Origin of the sequence: Olsenella sp. DNF00959 (assembly GCF_001553055.1) — a bacterium.
GTDB classification, from domain to species: domain Bacteria; phylum Actinomycetota; class Coriobacteriia; order Coriobacteriales; family Atopobiaceae; genus Olsenella_I; species Olsenella_I phocaeensis.
Genome location: NZ_KQ960123.1, coordinates 649,082 through 673,230 on the forward strand (window position 1 = coordinate 649,082; position 24,149 = coordinate 673,230).

The following is a 24,149-nucleotide window of genomic DNA, read 5'->3' on the forward strand; positions in this document are numbered from 1 at the left end:
GCCCTATGGAGGAGTGACGCATGCTCGAACTTCTGGTTGACGACGTCGTTCGCGCGACGGGTGCCAAGGCGCTCGTCGCGGTCCCGTCCAAGCTTGTGACCAACGTCCAGACCGACTCGCGCCGGCTCGGCAGCGGCTCCCTCTTCGTCTGCTTTGCCGGCGAGCGCGTGGACGGCAACGACTTCGCCGCCCCTGCCGTCGAGGCCGGCTCGGCCTGCGTCGTCATGACCCGCGAGCCCGACGCCGCGACCGTCGCGGCAGCGCGCGAGCGCGGCTGCGCCCTCCTGCGCGCCGAGGGGGACGACGGAGAGGAGTTCCTCCTGCGCCTCGCTGGCCTCTGGAGGGAGCGCAACCCCCAGTGGGTCGTGGTGGGCGTGACGGGCTCGGTGGGCAAGACCACCACCAAGGACATGCTCGCGGCCGCGCTCGCCACGGGGCGCAGGGTCCACGCCACCGCGGGCAACTTCAACAACCTCATCGGCCTCCCGCTCACCCTCCTCTCCGCCTCGGCGACGGACGAGGTCGTCGTGGCCGAGATGGGCATGAACCACAAGGGCGAGCTCTCGCGCCTCACGCGCTGCGCCAGGCCCGACCTCGCCCTCATCACCAACGTGGGCACGAGCCACATCGGCATGCTGGGCTCGCGCGAGAACATCGCCCGCGCCAAGGCCGAGATCCTGGAGGGCATGCGCCCCACCGCCGAGGCCGGCCACGTGCCCGCCTCCTGCCTCGTCCTCTGCGGCGACAACGACTTCGCCCCCCTCATCGAGGGCGAGTACGCCCGGCCCGCCGGCGTCGAGGTCGCCTACGTGGGGCCCGGCGAGGGCAGCGTCGCCCGCGCTGAGCGGGTCGAGCTCGACGAGGAGGGCCGTGCGTCCCTCTCGCTCACCTTCCCGGACGGATGGGAGAGGCGCGTCACCCTGGGGACCCCGGGCCGCCACGTGGTCTGGGACTTCCTCCTCGCCATGGCCGTGGCCGACCGCCTGGGAGTGGACCGCGCCGAGGCTGCGGACGCCATTGCCACCATGCCCCAGACCCACATGCGCCTCGAGGTCGTCACCGCCCCGGGCCGCCCCCGCGTGATCGACGACTCGTACAACGCCAGCCCGAGCTCCATCGCCGCCGCCCTGGACGTGCTCCTCTCCATGAGGCACGAGGGCAGGCGCGTGGCGGTGCTGGGCGAGGTGGGTGAGCTGGGCGACGAGTCCGCCCGTCTGCACGGCTACATAGGCGCCTACGCCGCCGCAAAGGGTCCCGACCTTCTCGTCCTCGTGGGCGGCGAGGCCGCGGCGCAGATGGCCGAGGCGGCACGCACAATGGGCTTCTCCGAGGACCGCCTCGAGCTGGTCCCCACGGCCGAGGAGGCCGTGCGCATCATCGGTCCCGTCCTGGGGGAGGGCGACCTGGTCCTCGCAAAGGGATCTCGCTCCGTCGGGCTGGACCGCTTCGTCAAGGGGGTGCTTGCCTGATGCTTGGCAACCCGAGCTATCCCACCTATCAGGTGTTCCTCGCCGTGGGCATCGCCGCCCTGGTGACGGGCCTGCTCCTGCCGCCCTTCATTCGCCTCATGCGCCACGAGGGCGTGGGCCAGCAGGTGAGGGCCGACGGGCCGCAGCGCCACCTGCAGAAGCAGGGCACGCCCACGATGGGCGGGGCCGTCATCCTGGTGGGGACGGTGCTCACCTGCGCCCTGCAGGCCTCCTGGACCATCGACCTGGTCATGGCCGTCCTGGCGACCCTCGCCGCCGCGGCCATCGGGCTCCTCGACGACATCGAGAGCGTGGCGCACGGCCGCTCCCTGGGGCTCACCCCGCGCCAGAAGATGCTGGGGCTGGGCGTCATCTCGGTCGCCTTCTGCCTCGTGGGCGTCAACCTGGGCGGCGTGGCCCCCTGGGTGGAGTTCCCGGGTGGGGGCTCGGTCAACCTGGGCGTCCTCACCACGGTGATCACCCTCAGGTCGGGCTTCCTCCTCCAGATTCCCTGGCTCTACGTCCTCTTCGTCTTCCTGCTCTTCGCGGGGCTCTCCAACGCCGTCAACCTCACCGACGGCCTGGACGGCCTGGCGGGCGGCTGCATCGCCGTGGTCATGCTGGCCATGGCCATGGTCGCCTTCCGCTACGACGAGATAAACCTCTCGGTCTTCGCCGGCTCCATCGCCGGGGCCTGCATAGGCTTCCTCTGGCACAACTGCCACCCCGCCTCGATCTTCATGGGCGACACGGGCTCGCTCGCGCTGGGGGCCGCCCTCGCCGCCCTCGCCGTGCTCACCAAGACCGAGGTCACCTCGCTGGTCATGGGCGGCCTCTTCGTGATCGAGGCGCTCTCGGTCATCGGCCAGGTGCTGAGCTTCCGCCTCCTGCACCGGCGCATCTTCCTCATGGCGCCCATCCACCACCACTTCGAGAAGAAGGGCTGGGCGGAGGACACCGTGGTCATCCGCTTCTGGATCGTCTCGGCCGCCTTCGCGGCGCTCGGGTTCGCTCTCTACTTCCAGCTGGGCTAGGAGGCTCGAATGCAGACGGGCAAGGGGGGGCGCCTGGGCGACGTCCTGGTGCTGGGCATGGGCAAGACGGGCGTCGACGTGGCGCTCTACCTCGCGTCGCTGGGCGAGGCCCGCGTCTCCTCCGTCACGCTCTACGGCGGCCTCAGCTCCGCGCCGGGCGAGGCCGCGTCCAGGCTCGAGGCGGCCGGCGTGCGCGTGGTGCTGGGCAGCGAGGACGTGCGGGGCAGCTACGACCTCGCCGTGGTCTCTCCCGGCATCAGCGAGCTGAGCGGCTTCTTCCGGGCCGCCCGGGAGCACTCCCGCGAGCTCATAGGGGAGCCCGAGCTCGCCTGGCGCGAGAGTCCCGGGCGCTGGGTCGCCATCACGGGCACCAACGGAAAGACCACCACCACCAGCCTCTCCTGCGCCATCTTGCGGGAGGCGGGCCTTGCCGCCCGCACGGTGGGCAACATAGGCACCCTGGCCACCTCGCAGGTGGCGGGACGGGCCGAGGGCGAGTGGTTCGTGGCCGAGCTCTCGAGCTTCCAGCTCGCCACCTCCGTCGGGCTGCACCCCCGCGTGGCGGTGCTCCTCAACGTGACGCCCGACCACCTCGAGTGGCACGGCTCCCTCGAGGCCTATGCCGCCGCGAAGGAGAGGGTCTTCGCCAACCTCGTCCCCGGCGACCTCGCCGTCGTGGGCGTGGGCGACGGCTGGTGCCGCGCCATCGCGGACAGGCTCGACGCCCGCGGCCTCAGGGTCCTGCGGCTCGACGCGAGGCGCGACGCGGGCACCCCATGCGCCGCCTTCGTGCGCGACGGCCGCATGGTCGTGCGCCTCGACGGCGTCGAGCACGACGTCTGCGCCACGGCGGACTTCGCCCTGAGGGGCGAGCACAACCTGCAGAACGGGCTCGCCGCCTCCGCTCTCGCGCTCGAGCTGGGCGTCGCGGACGATGTCGTGGCCCGCACGCTCGCCTCCTTCCAGGCCCTCGAGCACCGCATCGAGCCCTGCGGCGAGGTGGGCGGGGTGAGCTTCGTCAACGACAGCAAGGCCACCAACACCGACTCGGTGGAGAAGGCCCTCACCGCCTTCGAGCCCGGGCGCGTCGTACTCATGCTGGGCGGCCACGACAAGGGGACCGACCTGCGGTCGCTCGCCGAGGCCGTGGCCCGCGACTGCAGGGCCGCCGTCTGCTTCGGCGAGGCGGGGGAGAGGATCGCCCGCTCGGTCGAGACGGCGCGGGACCGGCAGGCGTCGCCCGTCCGCGTCGTCCGGGCGCCCCACCTGCGCGAGGCCTTCGACGCCGCGGTGGCGGAGGCCCGCGAGGGGGACGCGGTGCTCCTCTCGCCCGCCTGCTCCTCCTTCGACGAGTTCTCGAACATGGCCGAGCGCGGCAGGCTCTTCAAGTCACTGGTCGCCGCCCACGCGGACGAGGGGCGGCGCTAGATGGCCCTGCGTCCCGGAGCCGCATACGCCGGTCGAGGCCAGGGAGGCCGGGACCAAGGCGCGCGCCCTCGCAGGGAGGCCGCGGACGAGGGCCTCATCATGGGCGTCCCCGCGCGCTTCATGGGGCCGCGCCTGGTGTTCGTGGCCTGCGTCCTTGGACTCGTCGCCTTCGGCCTGGTCATGGTCTTCTCGTCCTCGTCCATCCTCAACCTCATATCCGACGACGCGGGCAACAACCCCGCCTACTACCTGACCAGGCAGGCGGGCTTCGCTCTCGTGGGAGTCGTGGGCGCGTACGCCCTCTACCGCATCGACTACCACGCGCTGACGCACCGGATCGGCCCCGCCATCTGGGCGGGCACCGTGCTGGCGCTCCTCCTGATCTTCCTGCCCGTCGCGGGCCAGGACGCCTATGGCGCCACGCGCTGGATCGCCGTGGGGCCCCTGCACTTCCAGCCCTCGGAGTTCGCCAAGATCACGGTGGTGCTCGCCGCCGCGGAGCTCCTGGACGAGTTCCGTCGCACGGGCGGCAGCTTCGAGCCGGGCTTCCTGGCCAGGGCGGCGGTGGTCCTGGGCGTGCCCCTGCTGCTCATCGTGCTCCAGCCCGACAAGGGCAGCACCATGGTCTGCGCCGTGACCGTCCTGGTCATGGCCTACCTCGCGGGCGTCGACTGGAGGTTCTGCGCCGGTGCCGTCGCCCTGGGCTTCCTGGGCTTCCTGCTCCTCTCGCTCAAGGACGGCTACTCCCGCGCGCGCATCCTCACCATGCTCGACCCCTGGCGCGACCCCTATGGGGACGGCTACCAGCTCATCCAGGGCTTCTATGCCTTCGGCTCGGGCGGGCTCTTCGGCGTGGGCATAGGCATGGGGCGCGCCAAGTACTCCTACCTGCCCTTCCCCTACAACGACTTCATCTTCGCCATGGTGGGCGAGGAGTGCGGGCTCCTGGGCGCCCTGGGGCTCGTGGCGGCCTTCGGCCTCCTGCTCTGGTGCGGCTACCGCATCGCGCGCTACGCCCCCGACCTCACCGGCCGGCTCGTCGCCGCCGGCTGCTCGACCCTCATCTTCGCGCAGATGCTGCTCAACGTGAGCGGCGTCGTGGGGGCCTTCCCGCTCTCGGGCAAGCCCATCCCCTTCGTCTCGTACGGTGGCTCGTCGATCATGGCGAGCCTCATGCTGGCGGGGCTCGTGCTCTCGGTCTCGCGGCAGTCCAGGCTGCCCCTGACCGAGCACGACGAGCGCCGTCGCGACTGGAGCGTCACCGAGGCCCCGCGCGACCCTGGCCCCACCGGCTCCTTCGCCGGGGAGGCGACGCCGCGCTCGGCGAGGGAGGGCGCGCGCCAGCGCCTCACCGTCCTGGGCGGCGGCGCGGCGGGGGAGGTGCCCCCCACGAGGCGGACGTCCCGCATGGGCAGGGGGACGGCCACGCCGCCCGGGCGGGCCGCCTCCCAGGCACGTGGCGGCCGGGGGAGGATAGACTTGGGCCCCAGCGCGGGAGACCGCCTCAGGACCAACAACGACGGAAGGCCGGACGTCCGCGGAGCGGGCGGGCGCCGAGGCGACCGAAGGAGTGACAGACGTGGCAGATAGGCTCAGGGTCGCCATCGCGGCGGGCGGGACGGCAGGACACATCAACCCGGCGCTCGCGCTCGCCGAGGAGCTGCGCGACCGCGGCCACGAGGTGGGCTTCTACGGGCAGCCCGCCCGTCTCGAGGGCACGCTCGTGCCCCAGGCCGGCTTCAGGCTCAACCCCATCAACGTCACGGGCATCGACCGGCATCGCCCCTGGACCGCCGCGAGCGCGCTCTGGCACATGGCGCGCGCGCAGTCCGCCCTGGGCAGGCTCTTCTCGGCCGAGGGCGCTCCGGACGTCGCCGTGGGCTTCGGGGCCTACGTCGAGGCACCCCTCATCAACTGGTGCCACTCCCACGGCGTGCCCTGCGTCATCCACGAGCAGAACTCCGTGCCGGGCCTCGCCAACAAGAACGCCGCGGGGAAGGTGCGCAGCGTCTGCGTGTCGCTGCCCGCGGCCATCGACGCCTTCAGGTCGCACGTGGCGCCCGACACCCAGATCGTCGTGACGGGCAACCCCGTGCGCCGCAGCGTCATCGAGGCGAGCCGCGAGGAGGGCAGGAGGCGCCTGGGGATCCCCGAGGGGGCCACGATGCTCCTGGTCTTCGGCGGGAGCCTCGGCGCGCGCCACGTCAACGAGGCCGTCACGCGCCTCAAGGGCGAGCTCCTCTCCCGCGAGGGCCTCTACGTGGTCCACTCCACCGGCAGGGGCCAGTACGACGAGGTCGTCGAGGCGCTCGCGCTGGGCGAGGCCGAGTCCGGGCGCTGGCAGGTCCTTCCCTACATCGACTCCATGGGAGAGGCCCTCGCGGCGGCCGACCTCGTGCTCAGCCGTGCCGGCGCCTCCTCCATCGCCGAGATAGCGGCGCTCTGCGTCCCAAGCGTGCTCGTGCCCTATCCCCTCGCCACCGGCGACCACCAGACCGCCAACGCCCGCTACCTCGTGGACGCGGGCGCGGCCCGGCTCGTCGCCGACGACGAGCTGGACGGCCCCGAGTTCGACTCGACGCTCCTCTCACTCGTGGACGACCCCGTCCGCCGCGAGGCCATGCGCATCTCCGCCCACGGGCTGGGGCAGGCCATGGCCGCCTCCGCGCTCGCAGACCAAGTGGAGGGGGCCGCCGCCCAGAGGGCGGGCGCGCCAATCGGCTAGAGTAGATGCAGCCCGCCGCGTGCGGGCGGCATTGCCTGACTTCGAAGAGAGGTAGCCTCATGTCCTCATCACCCTCCGCCTCCAGCATCGGGAGCGCGCACTTCATCGGCATCGGCGGCGCCGGAATGAGCGGGATCGCCCTCGTCCTCCACCAGCGCGGCTGCAAGGTCACCGGCTCCGACCTCAAGGCGTCGCGCTACGTGCGCGACCTGGAGGACGCCGGCATCGGGGTCCACGTGGGCCATGCGGCGTCCACCATCGACGAGGTCGCCCCCGAGGTCGTCGTGACCTCCTCGGCCATCCCCGAGACCAACCCCGAGGTCATCCGCGCGCGCGAGCTGGGCATTCCCGTCTGGCCCCGCGCCAAGATGCTCTCGGCGCTCTCCGCCGACGCCACCACCGTGGCCGTCGCCGGCACCCACGGCAAGACGACCACCTCGAGCATGGTGGCCACGATGCTCGACCACCTGGGCATGGACCCCTCCTTCCTCATCGGCGGCATCGTCGAGGAGTACGGCACCAACGGCCGCGACGGCAGGGGGGGCTACTTCGTCTGCGAGGCGGACGAGTCCGACGGCTCCTTCCTCTTCCTCGACCCGGACGTGGTCGTGGTCACCAACATCGAGGCGGACCACCTCGACCACTACGGCACCCTCGAGAACATCGAGCGCACCTTCTGCACCTTCATGGGCCTCGTGGGCGACGCCGGCACCGTGATCATCAACGGTGACGTGCCGCACTACGTGGAGCTCGCGCGCTCCACGGGCCGCAGGGTCCTGAGCTACGGCTTCGACGAGGGCTGCGACTACGTCTGCGTGCCTGTGCCGCAGGAGCCGGGCCTCGCGAGCCGCTTTGCGGTCCGGCTGCCCTCCGGGGGCTCCGTCGAGGTCACCATCAAGGCCAACCCCGGCCGCCACAACATGGCAAACGCCACCGCCGCCATCGCCGTGGCGGACGCCCTGGGCTGCGACGTGGAGAGGGCCGCCGTCGCCCTCTCCGGCTTCGCGGGCGCGCACCGCCGCTTCACCCACGTGGGCGACGTCGACGGCGTCACGGTGGTGGACGACTACGGCCACCACCCGACCGAGATCCGCGCCACGCTCGCGGCAGCCAGGGGGCTTGGCTTCAAGCGCATCGTCTGCGCCTTCCAGCCCCACCGCTACAGCCGCACGCAGGCGCTCGCGGCGGACTTCGCCCATGCCTTCGACGACGCCGACAAGCTCGTGGTGACCGAGGTCTTCCCGGCGGGCGAGACGCCCATCCCCGGCGTCTCGGGCAAGACCGTCTCGAACGGCGTCGCGGCCGCCGGCACGGTGGCCGACGTGAGCTTCATAGCCAACCGCAAGGACCTGGTCCAGCACCTGGTCGAGTCCTGCCGTCCTGGCGACCTGCTCATCACGCAGGGCGCCGGCGACATCACGGCCATAGGGCCGGCCTTCATCGAGGCGCGCCGCGAGGCGGACGCCGAGGCAGAGGGCCAGAGGTCCTAGTTGAGCGTCTTCAACGCATACATGGCCCTCTCGGGGGCGGTCGACGCCGAGGTCCTGCGCGGGGAGAGGCTCTCGCGTCGCACGACCCTGCGCGTGGGGGGTCCCGCCTCGCTCTTCGTGACCGCCCACGACTACGCCGCGCTCAGGCGCACGATCGAGGTGCTCGACCGCGAGCGCGTCGAGTGGGTCGTGCTGGGCCGCGGCTCCAACGTGCTCGCCTCCGACGAGGGCTTCGACGGGTGCGTCGTCAAGCTGGGACGCGAGTTCTCGCGCGTGAGCGTGGGGGAGGGCGGCCTTGTCTCCGCCGGAGCCGGCGCGCCCCTCTCGAGCCTCGTGAGCCAGACCCTCAAGGAGGGCCTCTCAGGGCTCGAGTGCTGCGTGGGGATTCCCGGCAGCGTGGGCGGGGCCGTGTCCATGGACGCGGGCTCGCGCCACGAGTGGATCGGCAGTCGCGTGAGCGACGTGGTGACCCTGCGGCCGGGCGTCGGCCTGCGGCGCTACGAGGGGTCTGAGGTCGAGTGGGGCTACCGCTGGTGCTCGCTCCCGGCCGGCGAGGTCATCCTGGAGGCGAGCCTCAGGCTGGACCCCAGCACGCGCGAGGAGGTCTCCGCAGAGATGGAGCGCCGCCTTGCCAGCAGGCGCTCCATGCAGCCCATGGGCCAGCCCAGCTGCGGTTCGGTGTTCAAGAACCCGGGCACGCGCTCCGCCGGTGCGCTCATCGACTCCTGCGGCCTCAAGGGCTACGCGGTGGGTGGGGCGCACGTCTCCGACCTACACGCCAACTTCATCGTGAATGCCGGCGGCGCCACCGCCACGGACGTGGCGCGCGTCATGGCCCACCTGCGCGAGTGCGTGGTCCAAAGGCATGGCATAGAGCTCGAGCCCGAGGTCAAGTGCCTCGGCTTCGGTCGCTAGGGGCCTACGTGGCTGCCAGGAGGCCAACGAAGAGGGGGACCCCCCGCCAGGCCGCGGGGCAGCGTCCGGCTGCCAAGGCGCCGGCGGCCCCGAGGGCGCAGCGGCAACAGCCGCCTGCCAGGCCCGGCCGCACGAGTCGGACCGGCGTGCCCTCGCCTTCCCGCATCATTGCCGCCCCCAGGCCCTCGCGCAGGTTCGGCACCGCCCCCGCCACCCGCCCGTCGTCCCCCTTGCGGCGTGACGGTGCCACGCGAGACGCCGCGTCCCCCAGGCGCCAGGCGGCCGAGGGTGGCGCGTCGCCCGTCTCCCGGGAGGCCTCCGTGGGGTCGCATGACGTGGCGCGCCGCCTCATCGTGGGCGGCATCGCCGTGGCGGCCCTGCTCCTCGTCGCGCTCGTGGGCTTCCTCGTGCTCTCGTACACGCCCGCGTTCACCATCGGCTCCGTCGAGGCGGACCCCACGGAGCACATGGACTCCGCCACCATCGTGCGGCTCGCCAACGTGCGGCAGGGGAGCACCCTCCTCAACTTCGACGAGTCGGGGATCAGGTCGGCGCTCAGGAGGAACCCCTGGGTCCAGGACGTGAGCTTCGTGAGGGAGTTCCCCGGCACGCTCAGGCTCGTGGTCACCGAGCGCAAGGTCGACTGCATCGTGGTCATGAGCGCGGGCAACGTCGCCTGGTGCATGGGAGGGGACGGGAGCTGGATCGAGCCCCTGCCGCTCTCCGTCGCCGAGGGGGAGTCCGCCAACGAGGTCGCGCTCGCCAAGGCCCAGGAGATGGGCGCCCTGCTCATCACCGACGTCCCCTCCAGCGTGAGCCCCGTGGCGGGCTCCGCGTCCACGGACGAGACGATCCAGGCGGTCATGAGCTACCGCAAGACCTTCTCGGACGCCCTCTCCTCCCAGGTCGTGAGCTACAAGGCCGATGCCGTCGAGAGCATCTCGTGCGTCCTCAAGAGCGGGGTCGAGATCTCGCTCGGGTCGCCGCGCGACATAGAGAGCAAGGAGTCGGTCATCAACTCCATCCTGCAGAAGTACGAGGGCAGGCTGACTTACATCAACGTGCGCGTCTATGGCAGCCCCAGCTACCGCATGGTCGACTCGGACAAGGTCCAGGCGGGAAGCGGCACGGCGGGTGGCGACTACGCCTCGACCACGTCGTCGAGCGGCGGGAGCCAGGCCACAACGTCGCAGCAGGGCTCCGGGTCTGATCAGTCCGAAGCCACGGGCCAGGCCGTGACGGACGGCACCTCGGACGGCACGGGGCAGGACGGCTCCTCCGCGGACGGTTCCGGCGACGGCCAGGACTCCGGCAGCCAGAGCGCCGACGCCACCTCGGAGTCCGGCTCCCAGGTCGGGGAGTAGGCCGAGGCTTCCGCTTCTCCCAGGACAGTGCGATCCCTAACCCTCGAGTAGCGCCTCAGGGATGAGAAGCAGCTCTTTATGGGCATTGAGCTGCAGGTTTCACATTTTGGACAAAAGTGTTGACGGCAGTCGCGGGAATGTGCAAATATACCGCGCTTCGGACGAGGCATAGGGTTCTACCTGAGGTTTAGGGTTTCTCTCACCTCGTCGGGGCCAGACCGTCGCAAGCCCAGGCACCACCGAGCGAGAGTCGAAGCATGAAGACGAAGCGCCATTCGCAGCAGTTTGTGAAGCACGGTACCGCATTGCAGTCCACCACCGGTGGAGCGGCACCCGAACGGGAAACGGCAGACGCTCCCCGGACCGTCGCCAAGCGAGGAGGAACCATGATCGACACTGACATTCCCAGCAACTACCTTGCCGTCATCAAGGTGGTCGGCGTGGGCGGCGGTGGCACCAACGCCGTGAACCGCATGATCGAGGAGGGGATCCGCGGCGTCGAGTTCGTGGCCATCAACACCGACGCGCAGGCGCTCGCCATCTCCGACGCCGACATCAAGGTGCACATCGGCCAGGACATCACCCGCGGCCTGGGCGCCGGCGCCAACCCCGAGGTGGGCGCAGAGGCGGCCGAGGACTCCCATGACGAGATCAAGCAGGCGCTCGCCGGGGCCGACATGGTCTTCATCACGGCCGGCGAGGGCGGCGGCACCGGCACCGGGGCCGCGCCCGTGGTCGCCGACATCGCCAAGAACGACGTGGGCGCCCTGACCGTAGGCGTCGTCACCAAGCCCTTCACCTTCGAGGGTCGTCCCCGCACCAACCGCGCGGCCGACGGCATCAAGACCCTCTCCGAGAGCGTCGACGCCCTCATCGTGATCCCCAACGACCGCCTGCTCGACCTCAGCGAGAAGAAGACCAGCTTCATCGAGGCCTTCCGCATGGCGGATGACGTCCTGTGCCAGGGCACCCAGGGCATCACCGACCTCATCACCGTCCCCGGCCTGATCAACCTCGACTTCGCCGACGTCTGCACCATCATGCGCGGCGCCGGCACCGCCATGATGGGCGTGGGCCTCGCCTCCGGCGACAACCGCGCGACCGACGCGGCCGAGGAGGCCATCTCGAGCCGCCTGCTCGAGAGCTCCATCGACGGCGCCACCCGCGTCCTGCTCTCCATCGCCGGCAACAAGGACCTCGGCATCCAGGAGATCAACGACGCCGCCGACGTGGTCGCCAAGAACGTCGACCCCGAGGCCAACATCATCTTCGGCACCGTCGTGGACGAGTCCCTGGGCGACCAGGTGCGCGTGACCGTCATCGCCACCGGCTTCAACGACAACAACGTCCAGCAGTCCATCCCCACGCTGACCGTGGACCGCGGCCGCGGCAGCAGCCGCTCCGGCCGCAAGGCGACCCCCGCGCCAGCTCCCGCGCAGCGCCAGTCCGGCTCCGCCGCCAGCTCTAACGACAAGGAGTTCGACATTCCCGAGTTCCTGAAGCACAGCCGCCTCTAGCGATGCGGCTGCCCCGGCTTGACAGGTACGTCTCGCAGGGCGTGACCCTTCTCGGCGACCTCAGTCGTCCGGGCGGGGTCACCTTCGCTTTCAGCGAGCGGGCGGGCGGCTGCTCCACGGGGGAGTTCCAGGGTCTCAACCTGGGCGACCGCTGCGGGGACGACCCCGCGGCCGTCGCCCGCAACCGCTCGCTCGCCCTCGCGGCCCTGGGCGCCGGAGGTCTCGAGGCGCGCCTCGTCAACCCCTGGCAGGTGCACGGCGACCGCGTGGTGGAGGTCCTCTCGCCCGACGAGGCCTCCGTGGCCCGCGCACAGGCGCAGGCCCAAGAGGGGGCGGACGCCGTCGTGTGCGTCGCCCCGGGGGTCCCCGTCCTCCTCTGCTTCGCGGACTGCGTCCCCGTGGTGCTCGCCTGCGAGGGCGGCTTCGCGGTGGTCCACTCGGGCTGGCGCGGGACCGTCGCCCGCGTGGTGGGGCGGGCCTTGGACTCGCTGCTCGCCGCCAGCGGGTGCGACGCCTCCGAGGTGCGGGCCTACGTGGGACCCCACATCGCGGGCGAGGACTACGAGGTCTCGCCCGAGCTGCTGGCACGCTTTTCGGGCGAGTTCGGCCCTGCGGTCGCGCTCCCCGGCAACCACCTCGACCTGGCGCGCGCCGTGGTGCAGACTCTGGTCGAGCGTGGGATGGGGGAGGACATGGTCCTCGACTGCGGCGTGTCCACGCCCCGCTCGGCCGACCGCTTCTACTCGTACCGGGCGGAAGGCGGCCGTTGCGGGAGGCACGGCGCCCTGGCGGTCCTGGGCGTCTAGCAAGGGCGCGGGGACGCTCCGCGTCGTCCCCTCGGGTCGGCGCGTGAGGAGACAGTCGAGGCCCGCGGCAGGCGGGCGGAAGGGGGAAACGTGGACGAGGAGGGGCGCAGGAGCTATCTCGGCTTCCTCGAATCCAGGAGGGAGAGGATCATCCGCCTGATTGCGGAGGCGGCCGCCCGCGCGGGCAGGGACGCCGGCGAGGTCACCCTGCTCGCCGTCTCCAAGACCGTGGGCATCGAGGAGGTGGCGCTCGCCTGGGAGGCGGGGTATCGCGCCTTCGGGGAGAACCGACCGCAGGAGCTTGGGCGCAAGCTCCAAGGTGTCGCGGCCCTGCCCCAGATGGCAGGCGTGCGCTTCGACATGATAGGCAACCTCCAGACCAACAAGATTAACCAGGTCATAGGCAGGGTGGAACTCGTGCACTCCATCTCGTCCCCGCACCTCGCCGAGGCGGTGTCCCGGCGCTCGGAGGCACGTGGGATCGTCACGCGGGCGCTCGTGGAGGTGAACGTCTCGGGGGAGGAGTCCAAGTCCGGGCTTTCCCCCGACGACGCGCGCGCCTCCCTCGACGACCTCCTCGCCCTGCCCGGCATCTCGCTCGAGGGGCTCATGACCATGGCCCCCGCGAACGACGCGGACGCGGCCCGGAGGGCCTTCTCCGGGCTCCGTGAGCTCCGCGACGACCTGCGCCTGCGCTCGGGCCGCGAGCTCGCCGTCCTTTCTTGCGGAATGAGTGATGATTTCCAGATCGCGGTGGAGGAGGGTTCCACCCTGGTTAGGCTTGGTAGAACCGTTTTCGACCCCAGCCACGAGCCGGCCTTGGCCACGAGCTGAAACAGACCACAGACGAGACACGCGGACATAGGCGGGACCAGGGGTCCCAGCCAGGAAGGCGGTAAGGACATGGGCTTCCTCGACAACCTCAGGGACAAGCTTCGCCCACAGGACAGCGACTACTACGACGACGAGTACTACGACGACGAGGACGTCGCCGAGCCCCGCCGCCCCGAGGCCGACACCTCCGGCGTCCTGGGCAACACCCGCCGCCCCGAGGCCGAGAGCGTGTCGGTCTACACTCGCTCCGGGCGTCCCGTGGGCGACAACGCCGGCAGCTCCTCCTCCGCCTATGGCAGCGGCTATCGCCCCGGCTACGCTCCCAACGAGTACGCCCGCCCCGCGGCGCCTGCGCGCGACTACGGCTACGACGACGGTGCCACTGCCTCCATGCCCCAGCAGCAGGGTGGCTACGCCAGCCGCGAGTCTGTCCTGGGCAACACCACCAACGGCCACTCTCCCGCGGACATCGGCCTCAAGGCGATTCCCCGCCCCAGCTCGGGACAGCTTCCCCCCTACGTGCTGAAGCCCGTCTCGTACGACGACGTCCAGATGGTCGTCCGTCGCGTCCGCACCAGCCAGCCCGTGGTGCTGGTCTTCAAGAACACCAACATCGAGACCGCCAAGCGCATCCTCGACTTCTGCTTCGGCCTCGCCTGCGGCATCGGCGGCCAGGTGGACGAGCTGGGCGACCGCGTCTTCGTGGTCATGCCCCAGGGCATCGAGCTGAGCGAGTCCGACATCGACAAGCTCGTCGCCGACGGCACCTTGGCCAGGTAGCGCATGGCACTCCGTGACGCACGCATAGCGGTCGTCGGCGCGGGCGCCATGGGCGGCGCCATCGCGCGCGGGCTCGTCGAGTCCGGCGCGGTCCCCGCCCCCCAGGTCCTCGCCTGCGACCACTCCGCCTCCAAGCTGGAGCCGCTCTCCGCGCTGGGCGCCGTCTGCCGCCAGGACGCGGCGGAGCTCCTCTCGCTCGGTTTCGACCTGGCCGTCCTGGCCGTGAAGCCCCAGGTGCTCCCTGCAGTGCTCAAGGAACTCGAGCCCCTGCTCGCGGGTCATGCGGTGGTCTCCATCGCGGCGGGGGTCGCGCTCGATGCCCTCGAGACGGCGCTCCCCGGCTCGCGCGTGCTGCGCGCCATGCCCAACCTGCCGGTGCAGGCGCTCTCGGGGGCGACGGCGCTCTGCGCGGGCGACGGCTGCACGCGGGAGGACGTCGGGCTGGCGCGTGACGCCTTCGCCGCCCTGGGCGTCTGCGAGCTCATGCGAGAGGACCAGCTCGACGTGGCGGGCGCGGTCTCCGGCTGCGGTCCGGCCTACTTCGCCCTGATCGTCGACCAGCTCGTCCGCGCGGGCGTCGAGAGGGGGCTGGCCGCCGGTGCCTGCCGCAGGATGGTGCTCTCCACCATGCGCGGGACGGCCTGCCAGCTCCTGGGCTCCGGCGAGCACCCCAGGGCCTACATGGAGCGCGTCACCTCTCCCGGCGGCACCACCGCGGCCGGCCTCAGGGCCATGGAGACCCAGACCTTCTGGGCGACCTCGGAGGCCGTCGAAGCGGCGCTCGAGCGCAACGCCGAGCTGGCGGGGGGTGCGGCATGATCCACCTCCTCGTGGGGAGGCTCCTCTACGCCTACCAGACGCTGATCGTGGTGGAGGTCGTGCTCTCGTGGCTGCGCATGACCCAGATCCCGCTCGTGGAGGACTTCTACCAGGCGCTCGCCACCATCGTCGAGCCCTACCTGGGACTGTTCAGGAGGTTCCTGCCCCCCGTGGGCGGGGTGGACTTCTCTCCCATCCTCGCACTGGTGGTCCTCCAGCTGGCGCAGCGCATCATCTGAGGCGGGGAGCGGCAAGGCAAGCGACGCGCGGGGTACAATCAACAGAAGCGGTAGCCCGCGCGATGACGTAGCAAAGGACGTTCGAAGGGGAACAAGATGGCTATCACTCCGGCTGACATCGAGCAGATGACCTTTTCCGAGGCCAAGAAGCACGGCTACAACACCGAGGAGGTCGACGCCTTCCTCGACCAGCTCTCGGGCGAGGTCGACGCCATGCTCCAGAAGATCGCGGACCTCAAGGGTCGCCTGAACAACTCCGAGCAGCAGCTCGCCGCCGCGCAGGCGCAGGTCGCCCAGCTCAAGGAGCAGAGCACGAGCGCCGCGGCCCCCGAGCCCGTCGTCGTCACCGCAACAGCTCCCGCCAGCGACTACAGCGCGTCCGAGAGGCAGATCTCGCAGGTGCTCATCGTCGCCCAGCAGAGTGCCGACAAGCTGGTCGCGGACGCCCGCGCCAACGCGGACAACATCCGCAACGAGGCCGACCAGAAGGCCCGCGAGGTCATCCGCCAGGCCCTGGCCGAGAAGCAGAACGAGCTGGACGAGATCGACCGCCTGAAGCAGTCTCGCGAGGACTTCCGCAGCGAGTACAAGAAGATGCTCCAGCACTTCATGGACGACGCCGACAGCGTCTTCCCCAACCAGGCCCTGGGCACCCCCAACGGCTCCGCCGCCCGTAGCGACTCCTACGTGGCGCCCGCGCCCGTCGTCGCGCCCGCGCCGGCCGCCAGCGCCGAGGCTACCACCTTCGCTCCCGTTGCCGCCGACACCGACTTCAGCGACTTGGACTAGTCCGGACGATCCAGAACGAGGCGTGCCTTGCGTGGGGAGGTCGTCGCATCCGCGGCGGCCTCCCCTCATGTCGGGGCAGGCGTGCTACAATCGACGGCGCGAAGTGGGCCAGACAATCGCGGGGGCGGAGACGCCCATGAGGAAAGTCCGGGCTCCACAGGGCAGGAAGCAGGCTAACGGCCTGGCGGGGTGACCCGACGGAAAGCGCCGCAGAAAAGAAGACTCCCGCTGCCCGCCTCGGCGGGTGAGAGAAAAGCTGAAACGGTGGTGTAAGAGACCACCAGCGTCGTGGCAACATGGCGGCTTGGCAAGCCCCTTCCGGAGCAAACGCAAATAGGAGCGCCATGGTGTGGCCCGCACCGCGCTCGGGTTGCGCGCTAGAGGCCGTCGGTGACGGCGGTCGTAGATAAATGATTGTCCACGACAGAACCCGGCTCACAGGCCCACTTCGCATCTCTTCTCACAAGGACCTTTGGAGAGGGACGGACCATGCTTCCTGGACAGACGGGATTCCTCACGCTGGCGGACGGCTTCGAGGCCCAGGCGGAGGTCGAGGACCGTCGCAGCCGCTTCATCGCCCAGCTGAGGCACGTGGACGGCGAGGCGGACGCCACGCTCTTCGTGGACGAGGTGCGCGCCAGGCACCATGACGCTCGCCACAACGTCCCTGCCTGGGTGCTCTCGGACGGGCGCGAGCGCTGTTCGGACGACGGGGAGCCGCAGCGCACCTCCGGCATGCCCGTCCTCGAGGTGCTTCGCTCGTCGGGACTTGCCGACGTCTGCTGCGTGGTGACGCGCTACTTTGGCGGCACGCTCCTGGGGCCAGGCGGGCTTGTGCGCGCCTACTCCGCTGCGGCACAGGCGGCGGTGGACGTCGCCCGAGGGGAGGACAAACTCGTGAGCATGCAGCTCGTGACCAGGCTCACCTGCAGTGTCCCGTACTCCGCCTACGGTCGCGTGGAGCGCCTCCTCACGGACTGCGGCGGCAAGGCGAGGGACACCATCTTCGCCGAGGACGTCCAGATCAACGCCGTCTTCCCCTCCGGTGCGGAAGAGGCGTTCTGCGCCGCCATGCGCGAGCTTGCCAACGGGGAGGAGCTCTGCCTGGTGGGGGAGCCCCACTTCGGCGCGCTCTGAGGAAACGCCCTCGCGTCGTGCGGGTAGGATGGCAGGGACGGTCTCGCGCCGCCGCGGCGTCGCGGGCGACAGGCAACCGAAGGGAAGTCCCATGAACGCAAGGTTCATCCATCGCTGCACCCACGTGCTGGACAAGGAGGCGTCCATCGCCTTCTACGAGAGGGCTCTGGGGCTGCGCGTGTCGCGCGAGAAGGGACCCGAGGACGGGTCATGGTCCAACACCTATCTCGTGGACGACAACACCGGCTTCGAGATCGAGCTCACCTGGAACCGCGGGCGCACCGAGCCGTACGAGAATGGTGGCATGGACACGCATATCGCCTTCGAGGTCGATGACTTCGAGGCGGCGCACGAGCTGCATCGCCAGATGGGCTGCATCCAGAAGGAGAACCCCAAGATGGGCCTCTACTTCATCTGTGACCCCGACGGTCAGCGCATAGAGATTCTTCCCGCCAAGCGCTAGGGGAGAGGGGCGACTTGCCTGAGCGGCGCGACCATGGGCCAGCGTCCGACGAGACCAGGCCCCGGACGCGCTCAGCACGAGCTGCGTCCGGGGCCCGACCAGTGTCACTTCACGGTACCTGTCCCAGCGGGAAGTTGTGGCGCTCGCCTTGGCCTAGTGGAGCCTGCGGGCGAAGCCGGAGGTGATGCCGCTCCAGGGGGCGACGTCCTCGACGGGGGTCTCGTCCCACACCTTGAGCAGCTCGTCAGGCACGAACTCGCGCCTGACGTCGACCTCGCCGCCATAGGTGTGGAACCAGTCGGCGGTCATGATGAGGTAGCCGTCCTTGCCCTGCTCCTTGCCCCAGCTGTTCTCGATGCGCCAGGCCTTGGGCTTGCCGTCCTCGTCCAGCTCGACGCCCTGGAAGGTCATGGCGTGGGTGAGGCCGGTCTCGCACATGTCGATCATCTCGTCGCGGCCCATGCCCAGCTCGACGTCGAAGAGCCCCTCGAGGTCCATGCCGTCGGTGGAGAGCACGTACTTGAAGTCGTCCACGTGGCGCGGGAACTCCTGCATGACGTCGCAGGCCATCGAAACGGGCACGCCCGCCTTGAGGCTGTTGACGGCTACCTGGTCCAGGAGCTCGGGCTCGACGTTGAGCACGTGGTGGGGGTCGCCGCCTACGACCGAGTCGGTGAGCGTGAGGTGGTACGCATGGCCGTAGGGTCGGGTCTTGCCCGGCATCGAGACGAGCGAGACGTAGTCGTGCGGGTCGAAGGGCAGGTAGCGCTCAGCGAACTCGAGCGGGGTGATGTCCGGGTCGCGCAGGACGAGCTTCTGCTCCTTGGGACCGTCCTTCTCGCCCGCGTCCTTGGGCTCCTCGTCCTTCTGGGGCTCAATGGCCTTGACCTTGCTCGCGTCCGCCTTGTGCCTCTTGCCCACGGTGCAGACGAAGTCGAAGCGCGCGGGCGGCTCGCCGAGGCAGATCGCCAGCATGCGGTACACGCCCGAGAGCATGTCCTCCTTGAGGGCGCGGAACTCGTCCTCGCCCTTGCCCTCGGCGTGCGCGCGGCGCAGGATGCCGGCGTCGCGGTGCAGCAGGCGCTCCAGCTGGGCGTCCATCTGCGCGGAGCTCTTGGAGCAGGCGGTCTCGGGCATGGCGTCCTTGGGGACGACGCCCCACTTGGCGATGAGGTTCATGGCGAAGTGGTAGTAGCCGCCGTCGCCCATGCCGTCCTCGAGGACGAGCTGGACCTCGCGGGAGTCCGCGGGGAGGCCGGCCGTGGCGATGACGTTCTCGAGCATGGCGTTGGCCTTCTCGAGCTTGTCATAGAACATCCCGTAGGCCTGGCTGAACTCGAAGCTGTCCACGTCCAGGAAGTCCATGGTCGCGTGGCGCGCCACGTTGTATGCGGTGAACATCCAGCAGCGGCCGCTCTGTCTCTGGTTGGTGATGTCGGCCGTCTTGGGCACGCGCACGCCGTAGGTGTCATGGTAGCCGCGCATCACGCTGGTGTCGCGCGCGGCCTGCATGACGTCGGTGGCGGTGACGGCGTTGCGCGCGATGCGGTTGGCGCGGGAGGAGCAAAACTCCTCGTTCTGCCTGGCCGCCCAGTCGCGGCCGATGGTCTTCTCGCCCATCTGCGTTCCTCTCGTTTTCATTTTGGCTGGCGCAAGGGACGGCGCCCGCGGCAGGGTGGCCGCAGGCGCCGAGGGGTGCTGTCCTAACGGGCCAGGGTCCCCATGGGGTCCCAGGGCTCGAGCACGACGGGCTCCATGGTCTCGAGCGCCTGGCGCTGCTCGTCGCTGAGGTACCTCTTGTCGACGACGACCTGATAGACGTACTCGTCGAACCAGGCGTCGCTCAGGGTATCGAAGCCGTCGCGGCCGTGGTCCTTGCCCCAGCTGTTCTCGACCTTCCACATCGCAGGCTTGCCGTCCTCGTCCAGGCGCACGCCCTCGAGGACCATGGCGTGGGTCATGACCGACTCGCCGTAGTCGAGGCGCTCCGCCTTGTTCAGCGCGCCCTCGACGGCGAAGCCGAAGAGCTCGTCCACGTCGATGGCGGCGGTGTCCATCATGCCCTCGTCCCTGAGGTAGCTCTGGTCGACGTCGCAGCCAAACCACACGGGCAGGTCGCCCTTGAGCTGGGCGATGGCCGCGCGCTTGAGCTCCTCGGGCTCGAGGTTGAGGTAGAGCACGGTGCCGTCCTCGACCACGTTGCCCAGCCGGCTCACGGTGTAGGTGCGTCCGAAGGGCTTGTCCTTCGTGGGGGCGCTGATGAGCGACACGTAGTCGTCGAGCTCCATGCCCACCGCCTCGGCGAAGAACTCCTGGGGAGTGAAGCTGCCGCTCAGGGCGACCTTGTCATCCTTGTCGCGCAGGCGCACGTCGAAGCGCGCGGGCGGCTCGCCCAGGCAGGTCACGAGCAGGCGGTAGACGTCTCCCATCATCTGCTTCTTCATCTGGCCGAGGTCGTCGGCGGAGGCTCCGGATGCCGCGGTCTCGCGCAGGCGTTTGGCGCAGCCGCGCAGGTAGCGGGTCAGGTACGCGTCCATCTCGTGCGTGCTCTCGGAGTTGGCGGTCTCGGGCATCGCCTCCTTGGGCACGACGCCGTACTTGCGCACCAGGCTCTTGAACATGTCCCACTGGCCGCCGTCGCCGATGGGGTCGGCCAGGAGCCACGCCATGAGGCGGCCCGAGAGGGGCTCGTCCAGGGTGTCGAGGACGTTCTCGAGGAACCAGTTGCTCTTCTCGAGCTTGTCGAAGAAGAGGGGATAGGCCTGGCTGAGCTCGAAGTCCTTCAGCTTGTACTTCTTTATGGTGCGATAGCGCATGGTGTTGAGGCTCGCGAACATCCAGCAGCGGCCCGAGCGCTTCTGGTTGGTGCGCTCGCCCTGGCTGACCTCGACGTCGAACTGGAGGCTGTTCTGGGCGACGGCCTCGGGATTGCGGGCCGCCTTGCGGACGCCCATGGAGCTGGCGGCGTTCTTCGCCACCACGTTGGCGCGCTCAGAGAGGAACTCCTCGCGTGCGGCGGCGAGGTCCTCGGGGGTGACGCTCTTGATCTGGTCCATGCTTCCCTCCCTGGGGATGGTTGGATTTCTTAGCCAGTCGAGGATAGCACGCGGGCCTGCGTGGACGGCTCCCGCGCGGGCTCTACAGGCCTAGGGCACATCCCAGCGCTCGCCGCAGTCGTGGCAGAGGAAGTGCCGCACGTAGGTGGGGGACCAGCCGTCGTCGTGCAGCCTCTCGCTCTCCAGGAAGGGGTCATACTCCCATCCCTGCTCGGTACCCTCCACCTCGGTGTCGTGCGAGCCGCAGCGGGGGCAGATGCTGCGGTCCCTCTTGTGGGCCTGCCGGGGCGTCCGGCCGCCGTTCGCCTGCATCCAGTGGCGGTAGCCCTGCGACTCCGGTGAGGTCTCCGGATGCCTGAGGGACGGGGGCACGCAGGCGTCGAGGCGCTCGCGCAGCTCCTCTCGCTCGCGAGCCTCCGCCTTCTTGCTCCGGTCACCCTGCTCGGCGCGCGCCGCGCCCAGCCTGCCCTCCAGCTCGTCGTAGCGCCTGAGGAGCGACCTCTCGGCGGGGAGGAGCGAGAAGCCCGCCCGCCGGTCGGTGCGCGCCTCACTCTCGCGGAGCCTGTCAGAGAGCAGCGCCCCGAGGCAGGTGAGGCCGGTGGTGGCAAGGTAGATGAGGACGTTGCGATAGAAGTGCTCCGACCCCCAGTGCAGGTAAACGAAGGCGAGGATGGCGGGCCAGCCTCCCACCAGGAGCGCGAGCAGGATCCCGAGCGGGCCGACCTTGGACCTGGAGTCCTCGCGCCTCTCTCGCCATTCCCGCGCCCTCTTGAAGCCAGGGTCGGCGAGAAGGGCCGAGCGCTCCTGCTCCAGCTCGCCCATGTAGCGCGCGAGCTCCTCGTCCGTGAGGTACGAGGCAAGGCATGCCTGGGCCAGCGTCTCGTTTGCCGGAAGCTTCGCCTTCGTCTCCTCCGAGAGCTCCATCGTCCCCACCCCCCCCTGGCGCCTGACGCGCCGAACGCTTGTTGGTCACATACGTATGTACCACCACCCCGGGACATCGTTCTTTCCTATAATCCAGCTAACCGCCTCGTATGCCTACCGCCTCGGAACGCTCTGGGAGGGCGCAGATGATCCACGCAGAGGGAGAGATTGCCTACGGCTTGCCCGGCTACTCCCTGCGCGTGCTCGAGGCGCTCGAGGACGCGGGACACGAGACCTGGGTGGTGGGCGGTTGGGTGCGTGACGCGCTGCGCGGCGCCGCCCCCCATGACGTGGACCTCACCACCTCCGCCCGCTGGCAGGAGGTCGAGGGCTGTCTCGCGTCGGCCGGGGTCGAGGTGCACCGCACGGGCATCGCCCATGGCACCGTGACCGCCGTTTGCGAGGGGCACCCCATCGAGGTGACCACCTACCGCGTCGAGGGCGGCTACAGCGACCACCGCCATCCCGACGAGGTGCGCTTCGTGAGGGACGTCCGCGAGGACCTCGCCCGTCGTGACTTCACCATCAACGCCATGGCCTATCACCCCGCCCGCGGGTTGCTCGACCCCTTTGGCGGACGCGCCGACCTGGCGGGCCGCGTGGTGCGGGCGGTGGGGGAGCCCTCTGAGCGCTTCGGCGAGGACGCCCTCAGGGTGCTCCGCGCGGTGCGCTTCGCCTGCCGTCTCGGCTTCGAGGTGGAGGGTCGCACCCAACGGGCGCTCGTCGCGCACGCGCCGGAGCTGGCGGACATCGCGAGCGAGCGCATAGGCCTGGAGTTGGCGGGCATCGTGCGCAGCGGCCGCGCCGCGTGGGCGCTCGAGCACCAGACGGAGGTCCTCTGCCAGGCGATCCCCGAGCTCGCCCCCATGGCGGGCTTCGACCAGCGCAGCCCCTACCATGCCTTTGACGTGCTCGGGCACACGGCGCACGTCTGTCGCGGGGTGGAGGAGTTCACGGGAGGCAACGCGTCCGACGCGCTCAGGTGGGCCGCGCTCCTGCACGACGTCGCAAAGCCCAGCTGCTACTCGGAGGACGAGGGCGGACGAGGGCACTTCTTCGGCCATCCCAAGCTCGGCGCGCAGATGGCTGAGTCGATCATGAGGAGGCTCGCCCTCCCGGGGGAGCTCGTCTCTGCCACGCGCGCGCTGGTGCGCCTCCACGACCATGCCGTGCGGCCGACGAGCCGCTCCATCAGGCGCACCCTGCTCAAGCTCGAGCGCGCCTGCCCCGACCACGCCAAGCCCCTCGCCTTCGACCTCCTGGACCTCAAGCGCGCGGACGCCGTGGCCAAGGTGCCGGGGGTCGCGGGCTACGCCGCCGAGCTCGACCAGGTGAGCGCCGCCCTGAGGAGGGAGATCGCCTCGGGCAGCGCCTACCGCCTCAAGGACCTTCCCGTGAGCGGTGCCGACGTCATGAGGGTGACGGGCATCCAGCCTGGCCCTGGGGTGGGGCTGATCCTGGCGGAGCTCCTCTCCGCCGTGGTCAACGACGAGCTGCCCAACAGGCGAGAGGTGCTCCTGGGGCAGATCAGGCTCTAGGGGAGGGCGTGAGCCTGCGGGAGGGGCCGCCCGCGCCGGGCGTGGTTGCCCTTGCGAAGGGCGTGCCTGACGCGTTGGCCCTTGTGGGGGACGTGCGGGGCGTGGCGCCTCTCGTGAAGGAATTGTGTCCAAAAAATCCCATCGACTTCTCCTTGCACGGCTTGGTGCGTTCACGTATAGTTTCTTCTCGCACCAAGCGCACAGGGCAACCGATTGGGACGTCGTCTAGCGGTAGGACAACGGATTCTGGTTCCGTCAGCGGGAGTTCGATTCTCTCCGTCCCAGCCAAGTGCACCCACATACGGCCCGTTCGTCTAGCGGTTCAGGACGCCGCCCTCTCAAGGCGGAGATCACCAGTTCGAATCTGGTACGGGCTACCAGACACCCCGGGGGTCGGCCAGCGCGCCGGCTCCTTTCCTTTTGCCGCGAGGCCCCGACGCCGTCGCGGCCAGCCCCGCCGTCGCGAACGGCCAATCCCCCCGCACAAAGGGAGAGGCGGCGGCCTCGTTTCCTGGTGCGGATTCACCCAGCATTCGTCTGAGGGCTCTGCATGTACCGAAAAACTGCGCATTGGATTTCTTTCAGCAGAGTTTGACCTGGTCAAACGTCGTTCGTCTCCATAATTCGAAGAAATCGTGCGCAGTTTTTTCGTCGGAATGGCGCGAGCCATCGATATCGTCGCAGGGGGAGGCACACCAATGCGCGTCCAGGCGGCGCTGCCAGAAAGATTTGCAGGCGTCCTTGCGTTTTTGCATGCGTTCGCGTAGACTCTGTTCCTGCACTGAGGTACCGATTGGGACGTCGTCTAGCGGTAGGACAACG

At 69.9% G+C, this 24,149-nt stretch carries 22 protein-coding genes, 2 tRNA genes and 1 other RNA gene; 21 read left to right on the forward strand and 4 right to left on the reverse strand.

The genetic code is table 11. The annotated features are described in order from the left end of the window. Positions 1-20: 20 nt before the first annotated feature. From murF to HMPREF1868_RS02875, 18 genes are all read left to right on the forward strand, one after another. A complete protein-coding gene (gene murF / locus HMPREF1868_RS02790; RefSeq protein WP_062530145.1) occupies positions 21-1,469 on the forward strand; it encodes a UDP-N-acetylmuramoyl-tripeptide--D-alanyl-D-alanine ligase in 1,449 nt (482 codons plus the stop codon). Beyond that, positions 1,469-2,503 carry a phospho-N-acetylmuramoyl-pentapeptide-transferase gene (gene mraY / locus HMPREF1868_RS02795; RefSeq protein ID WP_062530147.1) on the forward strand — a complete coding sequence of 345 codons (1,035 nt, stop codon included), beginning with the start codon at positions 1,469-1,471 and terminating at the stop codon, positions 2,501-2,503. The genes murF and mraY overlap by 1 nt, the downstream gene beginning before the upstream one ends. 9 nt (positions 2,504-2,512) lie before the next feature. After that, positions 2,513-3,931: a UDP-N-acetylmuramoyl-L-alanine--D-glutamate ligase gene (gene murD / locus HMPREF1868_RS02800; RefSeq protein ID WP_062530149.1), complete on the forward strand. Its 1,419-nt coding sequence runs from the start codon at positions 2,513-2,515 to the stop codon at positions 3,929-3,931. Next, the gene (locus tag HMPREF1868_RS02805) at positions 3,932-5,521 is read left to right on the forward strand and encodes an FtsW/RodA/SpoVE family cell cycle protein (RefSeq protein ID WP_062530152.1); all 1,590 of its coding nucleotides are present in this window, start codon (positions 3,932-3,934) and stop codon (positions 5,519-5,521) included. Beyond that, positions 5,511-6,656, forward strand: coding sequence for a UDP-N-acetylglucosamine--N-acetylmuramyl-(pentapeptide) pyrophosphoryl-undecaprenol N-acetylglucosamine transferase (locus tag HMPREF1868_RS02810; protein WP_062530154.1), 1,146 nt, complete (start codon positions 5,511-5,513; stop codon positions 6,654-6,656). Before HMPREF1868_RS02805 ends, HMPREF1868_RS02810 begins: the two co-directional genes overlap by 11 nt. Before the next feature lie 59 nt (positions 6,657-6,715). Further along, the gene (gene murC, locus HMPREF1868_RS02815; RefSeq protein WP_062530156.1) at positions 6,716-8,146 is read left to right on the forward strand and encodes a UDP-N-acetylmuramate--L-alanine ligase; all 1,431 of its coding nucleotides are present in this window, start codon (positions 6,716-6,718) and stop codon (positions 8,144-8,146) included. After that, positions 8,147-9,061, forward strand: a complete 915-nt coding sequence (gene murB, locus HMPREF1868_RS02820; protein WP_062530158.1) for a UDP-N-acetylmuramate dehydrogenase — start codon at positions 8,147-8,149, stop codon at positions 9,059-9,061. 320 nt (positions 9,062-9,381) lie between these two features. After that, positions 9,382-10,425, forward strand: coding sequence for a cell division protein FtsQ/DivIB (locus HMPREF1868_RS02825; RefSeq protein ID WP_062530160.1), 1,044 nt, complete (start codon positions 9,382-9,384; stop codon positions 10,423-10,425). Positions 10,426-10,811: 386 nt separating this feature from the next. After that, positions 10,812-11,942, forward strand: coding sequence for a cell division protein FtsZ (gene ftsZ / locus HMPREF1868_RS02830; RefSeq protein ID WP_062530162.1), 1,131 nt, complete (start codon positions 10,812-10,814; stop codon positions 11,940-11,942). A gap of 41 nt (positions 11,943-11,983) precedes the next feature. Further along, positions 11,984-12,748, forward strand: a complete 765-nt coding sequence (locus HMPREF1868_RS02835) for a purine nucleoside phosphorylase YfiH/LACC1 family protein (protein ID WP_369817513.1) — start codon at positions 11,984-11,986, stop codon at positions 12,746-12,748. A 90-nt stretch (positions 12,749-12,838) separates the two neighbouring features. Beyond that, the gene (locus HMPREF1868_RS02840; protein ID WP_062530166.1) at positions 12,839-13,582 is read left to right on the forward strand and encodes a YggS family pyridoxal phosphate-dependent enzyme; all 744 of its coding nucleotides are present in this window, start codon (positions 12,839-12,841) and stop codon (positions 13,580-13,582) included. A gap of 69 nt (positions 13,583-13,651) precedes the next feature. Next, positions 13,652-14,362 (forward strand): cell division protein SepF, encoded by a 711-nt coding sequence (locus HMPREF1868_RS02845; protein WP_062530168.1) that lies wholly within the window; start codon positions 13,652-13,654, stop codon positions 14,360-14,362. A gap of 3 nt (positions 14,363-14,365) precedes the next feature. Continuing rightward, positions 14,366-15,181, forward strand: a complete 816-nt coding sequence (proC, locus tag HMPREF1868_RS02850) for a pyrroline-5-carboxylate reductase (protein ID WP_062530170.1) — start codon at positions 14,366-14,368, stop codon at positions 15,179-15,181. Continuing rightward, positions 15,178-15,420: a YggT family protein gene (locus HMPREF1868_RS02855; protein ID WP_062530171.1), complete on the forward strand. Its 243-nt coding sequence runs from the start codon at positions 15,178-15,180 to the stop codon at positions 15,418-15,420. The genes proC and HMPREF1868_RS02855 overlap by 4 nt, the downstream gene beginning before the upstream one ends. 96 nt (positions 15,421-15,516) lie before the next feature. Then, positions 15,517-16,209 (forward strand): DivIVA domain-containing protein, encoded by a 693-nt coding sequence (locus HMPREF1868_RS02860; protein ID WP_062530174.1) that lies wholly within the window; start codon positions 15,517-15,519, stop codon positions 16,207-16,209. Positions 16,210-16,309: 100 nt separating this feature from the next. Next, positions 16,310-16,663, forward strand: an RNA gene (rnpB, locus tag HMPREF1868_RS02865) — RNase P RNA component class A. A gap of 35 nt (positions 16,664-16,698) precedes the next feature. After that, positions 16,699-17,346 carry an IMPACT family protein gene (locus HMPREF1868_RS02870; protein ID WP_062530176.1) on the forward strand — a complete coding sequence of 216 codons (648 nt, stop codon included), beginning with the start codon at positions 16,699-16,701 and terminating at the stop codon, positions 17,344-17,346. Between the two features lie 91 nt (positions 17,347-17,437). Further along, on the forward strand, positions 17,438-17,809 hold the full coding sequence (locus HMPREF1868_RS02875) for a VOC family protein (RefSeq protein WP_062530178.1): 372 nt from the start codon (positions 17,438-17,440) through the stop codon (positions 17,807-17,809). 153 nt (positions 17,810-17,962) lie between these two features. Here HMPREF1868_RS02875 and HMPREF1868_RS02880 read toward each other — a convergent pair whose 3' ends face one another. The 3 genes from HMPREF1868_RS02880 to HMPREF1868_RS02890 form a co-directional block, all read right to left on the reverse strand. After that, positions 17,963-19,429, reverse strand: a complete 1,467-nt coding sequence (locus HMPREF1868_RS02880) for a C1 family peptidase (RefSeq protein WP_062530180.1) — start codon at positions 19,427-19,429, stop codon at positions 17,963-17,965. 83 nt (positions 19,430-19,512) lie between these two features. Then, positions 19,513-20,865, reverse strand: a complete 1,353-nt coding sequence (locus tag HMPREF1868_RS02885; protein ID WP_062530183.1) for a C1 family peptidase — start codon at positions 20,863-20,865, stop codon at positions 19,513-19,515. 90 nt (positions 20,866-20,955) lie between these two features. Further along, on the reverse strand, positions 20,956-21,789 hold the full coding sequence (locus tag HMPREF1868_RS02890; protein WP_062530185.1) for a hypothetical protein: 834 nt from the start codon (positions 21,787-21,789) through the stop codon (positions 20,956-20,958). 146 nt (positions 21,790-21,935) lie between these two features. Between HMPREF1868_RS02890 and HMPREF1868_RS02895 the strand changes: the two genes are divergently transcribed. From HMPREF1868_RS02895 to HMPREF1868_RS02905, 3 genes are all read left to right on the forward strand, one after another. After that, positions 21,936-23,327: a CCA tRNA nucleotidyltransferase gene (locus HMPREF1868_RS02895; protein WP_062530187.1), complete on the forward strand. Its 1,392-nt coding sequence runs from the start codon at positions 21,936-21,938 to the stop codon at positions 23,325-23,327. Positions 23,328-23,541: 214 nt separating this feature from the next. Further along, positions 23,542-23,615 (forward strand) — tRNA-Gln (locus HMPREF1868_RS02900). Between the two features lie 15 nt (positions 23,616-23,630). Then, positions 23,631-23,707, forward strand: a tRNA-Glu gene (locus HMPREF1868_RS02905). A 201-nt stretch (positions 23,708-23,908) separates the two neighbouring features. On the opposite strand, the gene HMPREF1868_RS09960 is transcribed toward HMPREF1868_RS02905, so the two are convergent. Further along, positions 23,909-24,149: hypothetical protein (locus tag HMPREF1868_RS09960; protein WP_231782237.1), on the reverse strand; the 241-nt coding region annotated here is incomplete at its 5' end.

Coding starts and splice junctions, on each gene's coding strand:
- HMPREF1868_RS02875 (WP_062530178.1), top strand. CDS start 17,438: ATGAACGCAAGGTTCATCCATCGCTGCACCCACGTGCTGGACAAGGAG.
- HMPREF1868_RS02805 (WP_062530152.1), top strand. CDS start 3,932: ATGGCCCTGCGTCCCGGAGCCGCATACGCCGGTCGAGGCCAGGGAGGC.
- murC (WP_062530156.1), top strand. CDS start 6,716: ATGTCCTCATCACCCTCCGCCTCCAGCATCGGGAGCGCGCACTTCATC.
- proC (WP_062530170.1), top strand. CDS start 14,366: ATGGCACTCCGTGACGCACGCATAGCGGTCGTCGGCGCGGGCGCCATG.
- HMPREF1868_RS02885 (WP_062530183.1), bottom strand. CDS start 20,865: ATGGACCAGATCAAGAGCGTCACCCCCGAGGACCTCGCCGCCGCACGC.
- mraY (WP_062530147.1), top strand. CDS start 1,469: ATGCTTGGCAACCCGAGCTATCCCACCTATCAGGTGTTCCTCGCCGTG.
- ftsZ (WP_062530162.1), top strand. CDS start 10,812: ATGATCGACACTGACATTCCCAGCAACTACCTTGCCGTCATCAAGGTG.
- murF (WP_062530145.1), top strand. CDS start 21: ATGCTCGAACTTCTGGTTGACGACGTCGTTCGCGCGACGGGTGCCAAG.
- HMPREF1868_RS02895 (WP_062530187.1), top strand. CDS start 21,936: ATGATCCACGCAGAGGGAGAGATTGCCTACGGCTTGCCCGGCTACTCC.
- murD (WP_062530149.1), top strand. CDS start 2,513: ATGCAGACGGGCAAGGGGGGGCGCCTGGGCGACGTCCTGGTGCTGGGC.
- HMPREF1868_RS02880 (WP_062530180.1), bottom strand. CDS start 19,429: ATGGGCGAGAAGACCATCGGCCGCGACTGGGCGGCCAGGCAGAACGAG.
- HMPREF1868_RS02860 (WP_062530174.1), top strand. CDS start 15,517: ATGGCTATCACTCCGGCTGACATCGAGCAGATGACCTTTTCCGAGGCC.
- HMPREF1868_RS02870 (WP_062530176.1), top strand. CDS start 16,699: ATGCTTCCTGGACAGACGGGATTCCTCACGCTGGCGGACGGCTTCGAG.
- HMPREF1868_RS02855 (WP_062530171.1), top strand. CDS start 15,178: ATGATCCACCTCCTCGTGGGGAGGCTCCTCTACGCCTACCAGACGCTG.
- HMPREF1868_RS02845 (WP_062530168.1), top strand. CDS start 13,652: ATGGGCTTCCTCGACAACCTCAGGGACAAGCTTCGCCCACAGGACAGC.
- HMPREF1868_RS02890 (WP_062530185.1), bottom strand. CDS start 21,789: ATGGAGCTCTCGGAGGAGACGAAGGCGAAGCTTCCGGCAAACGAGACG.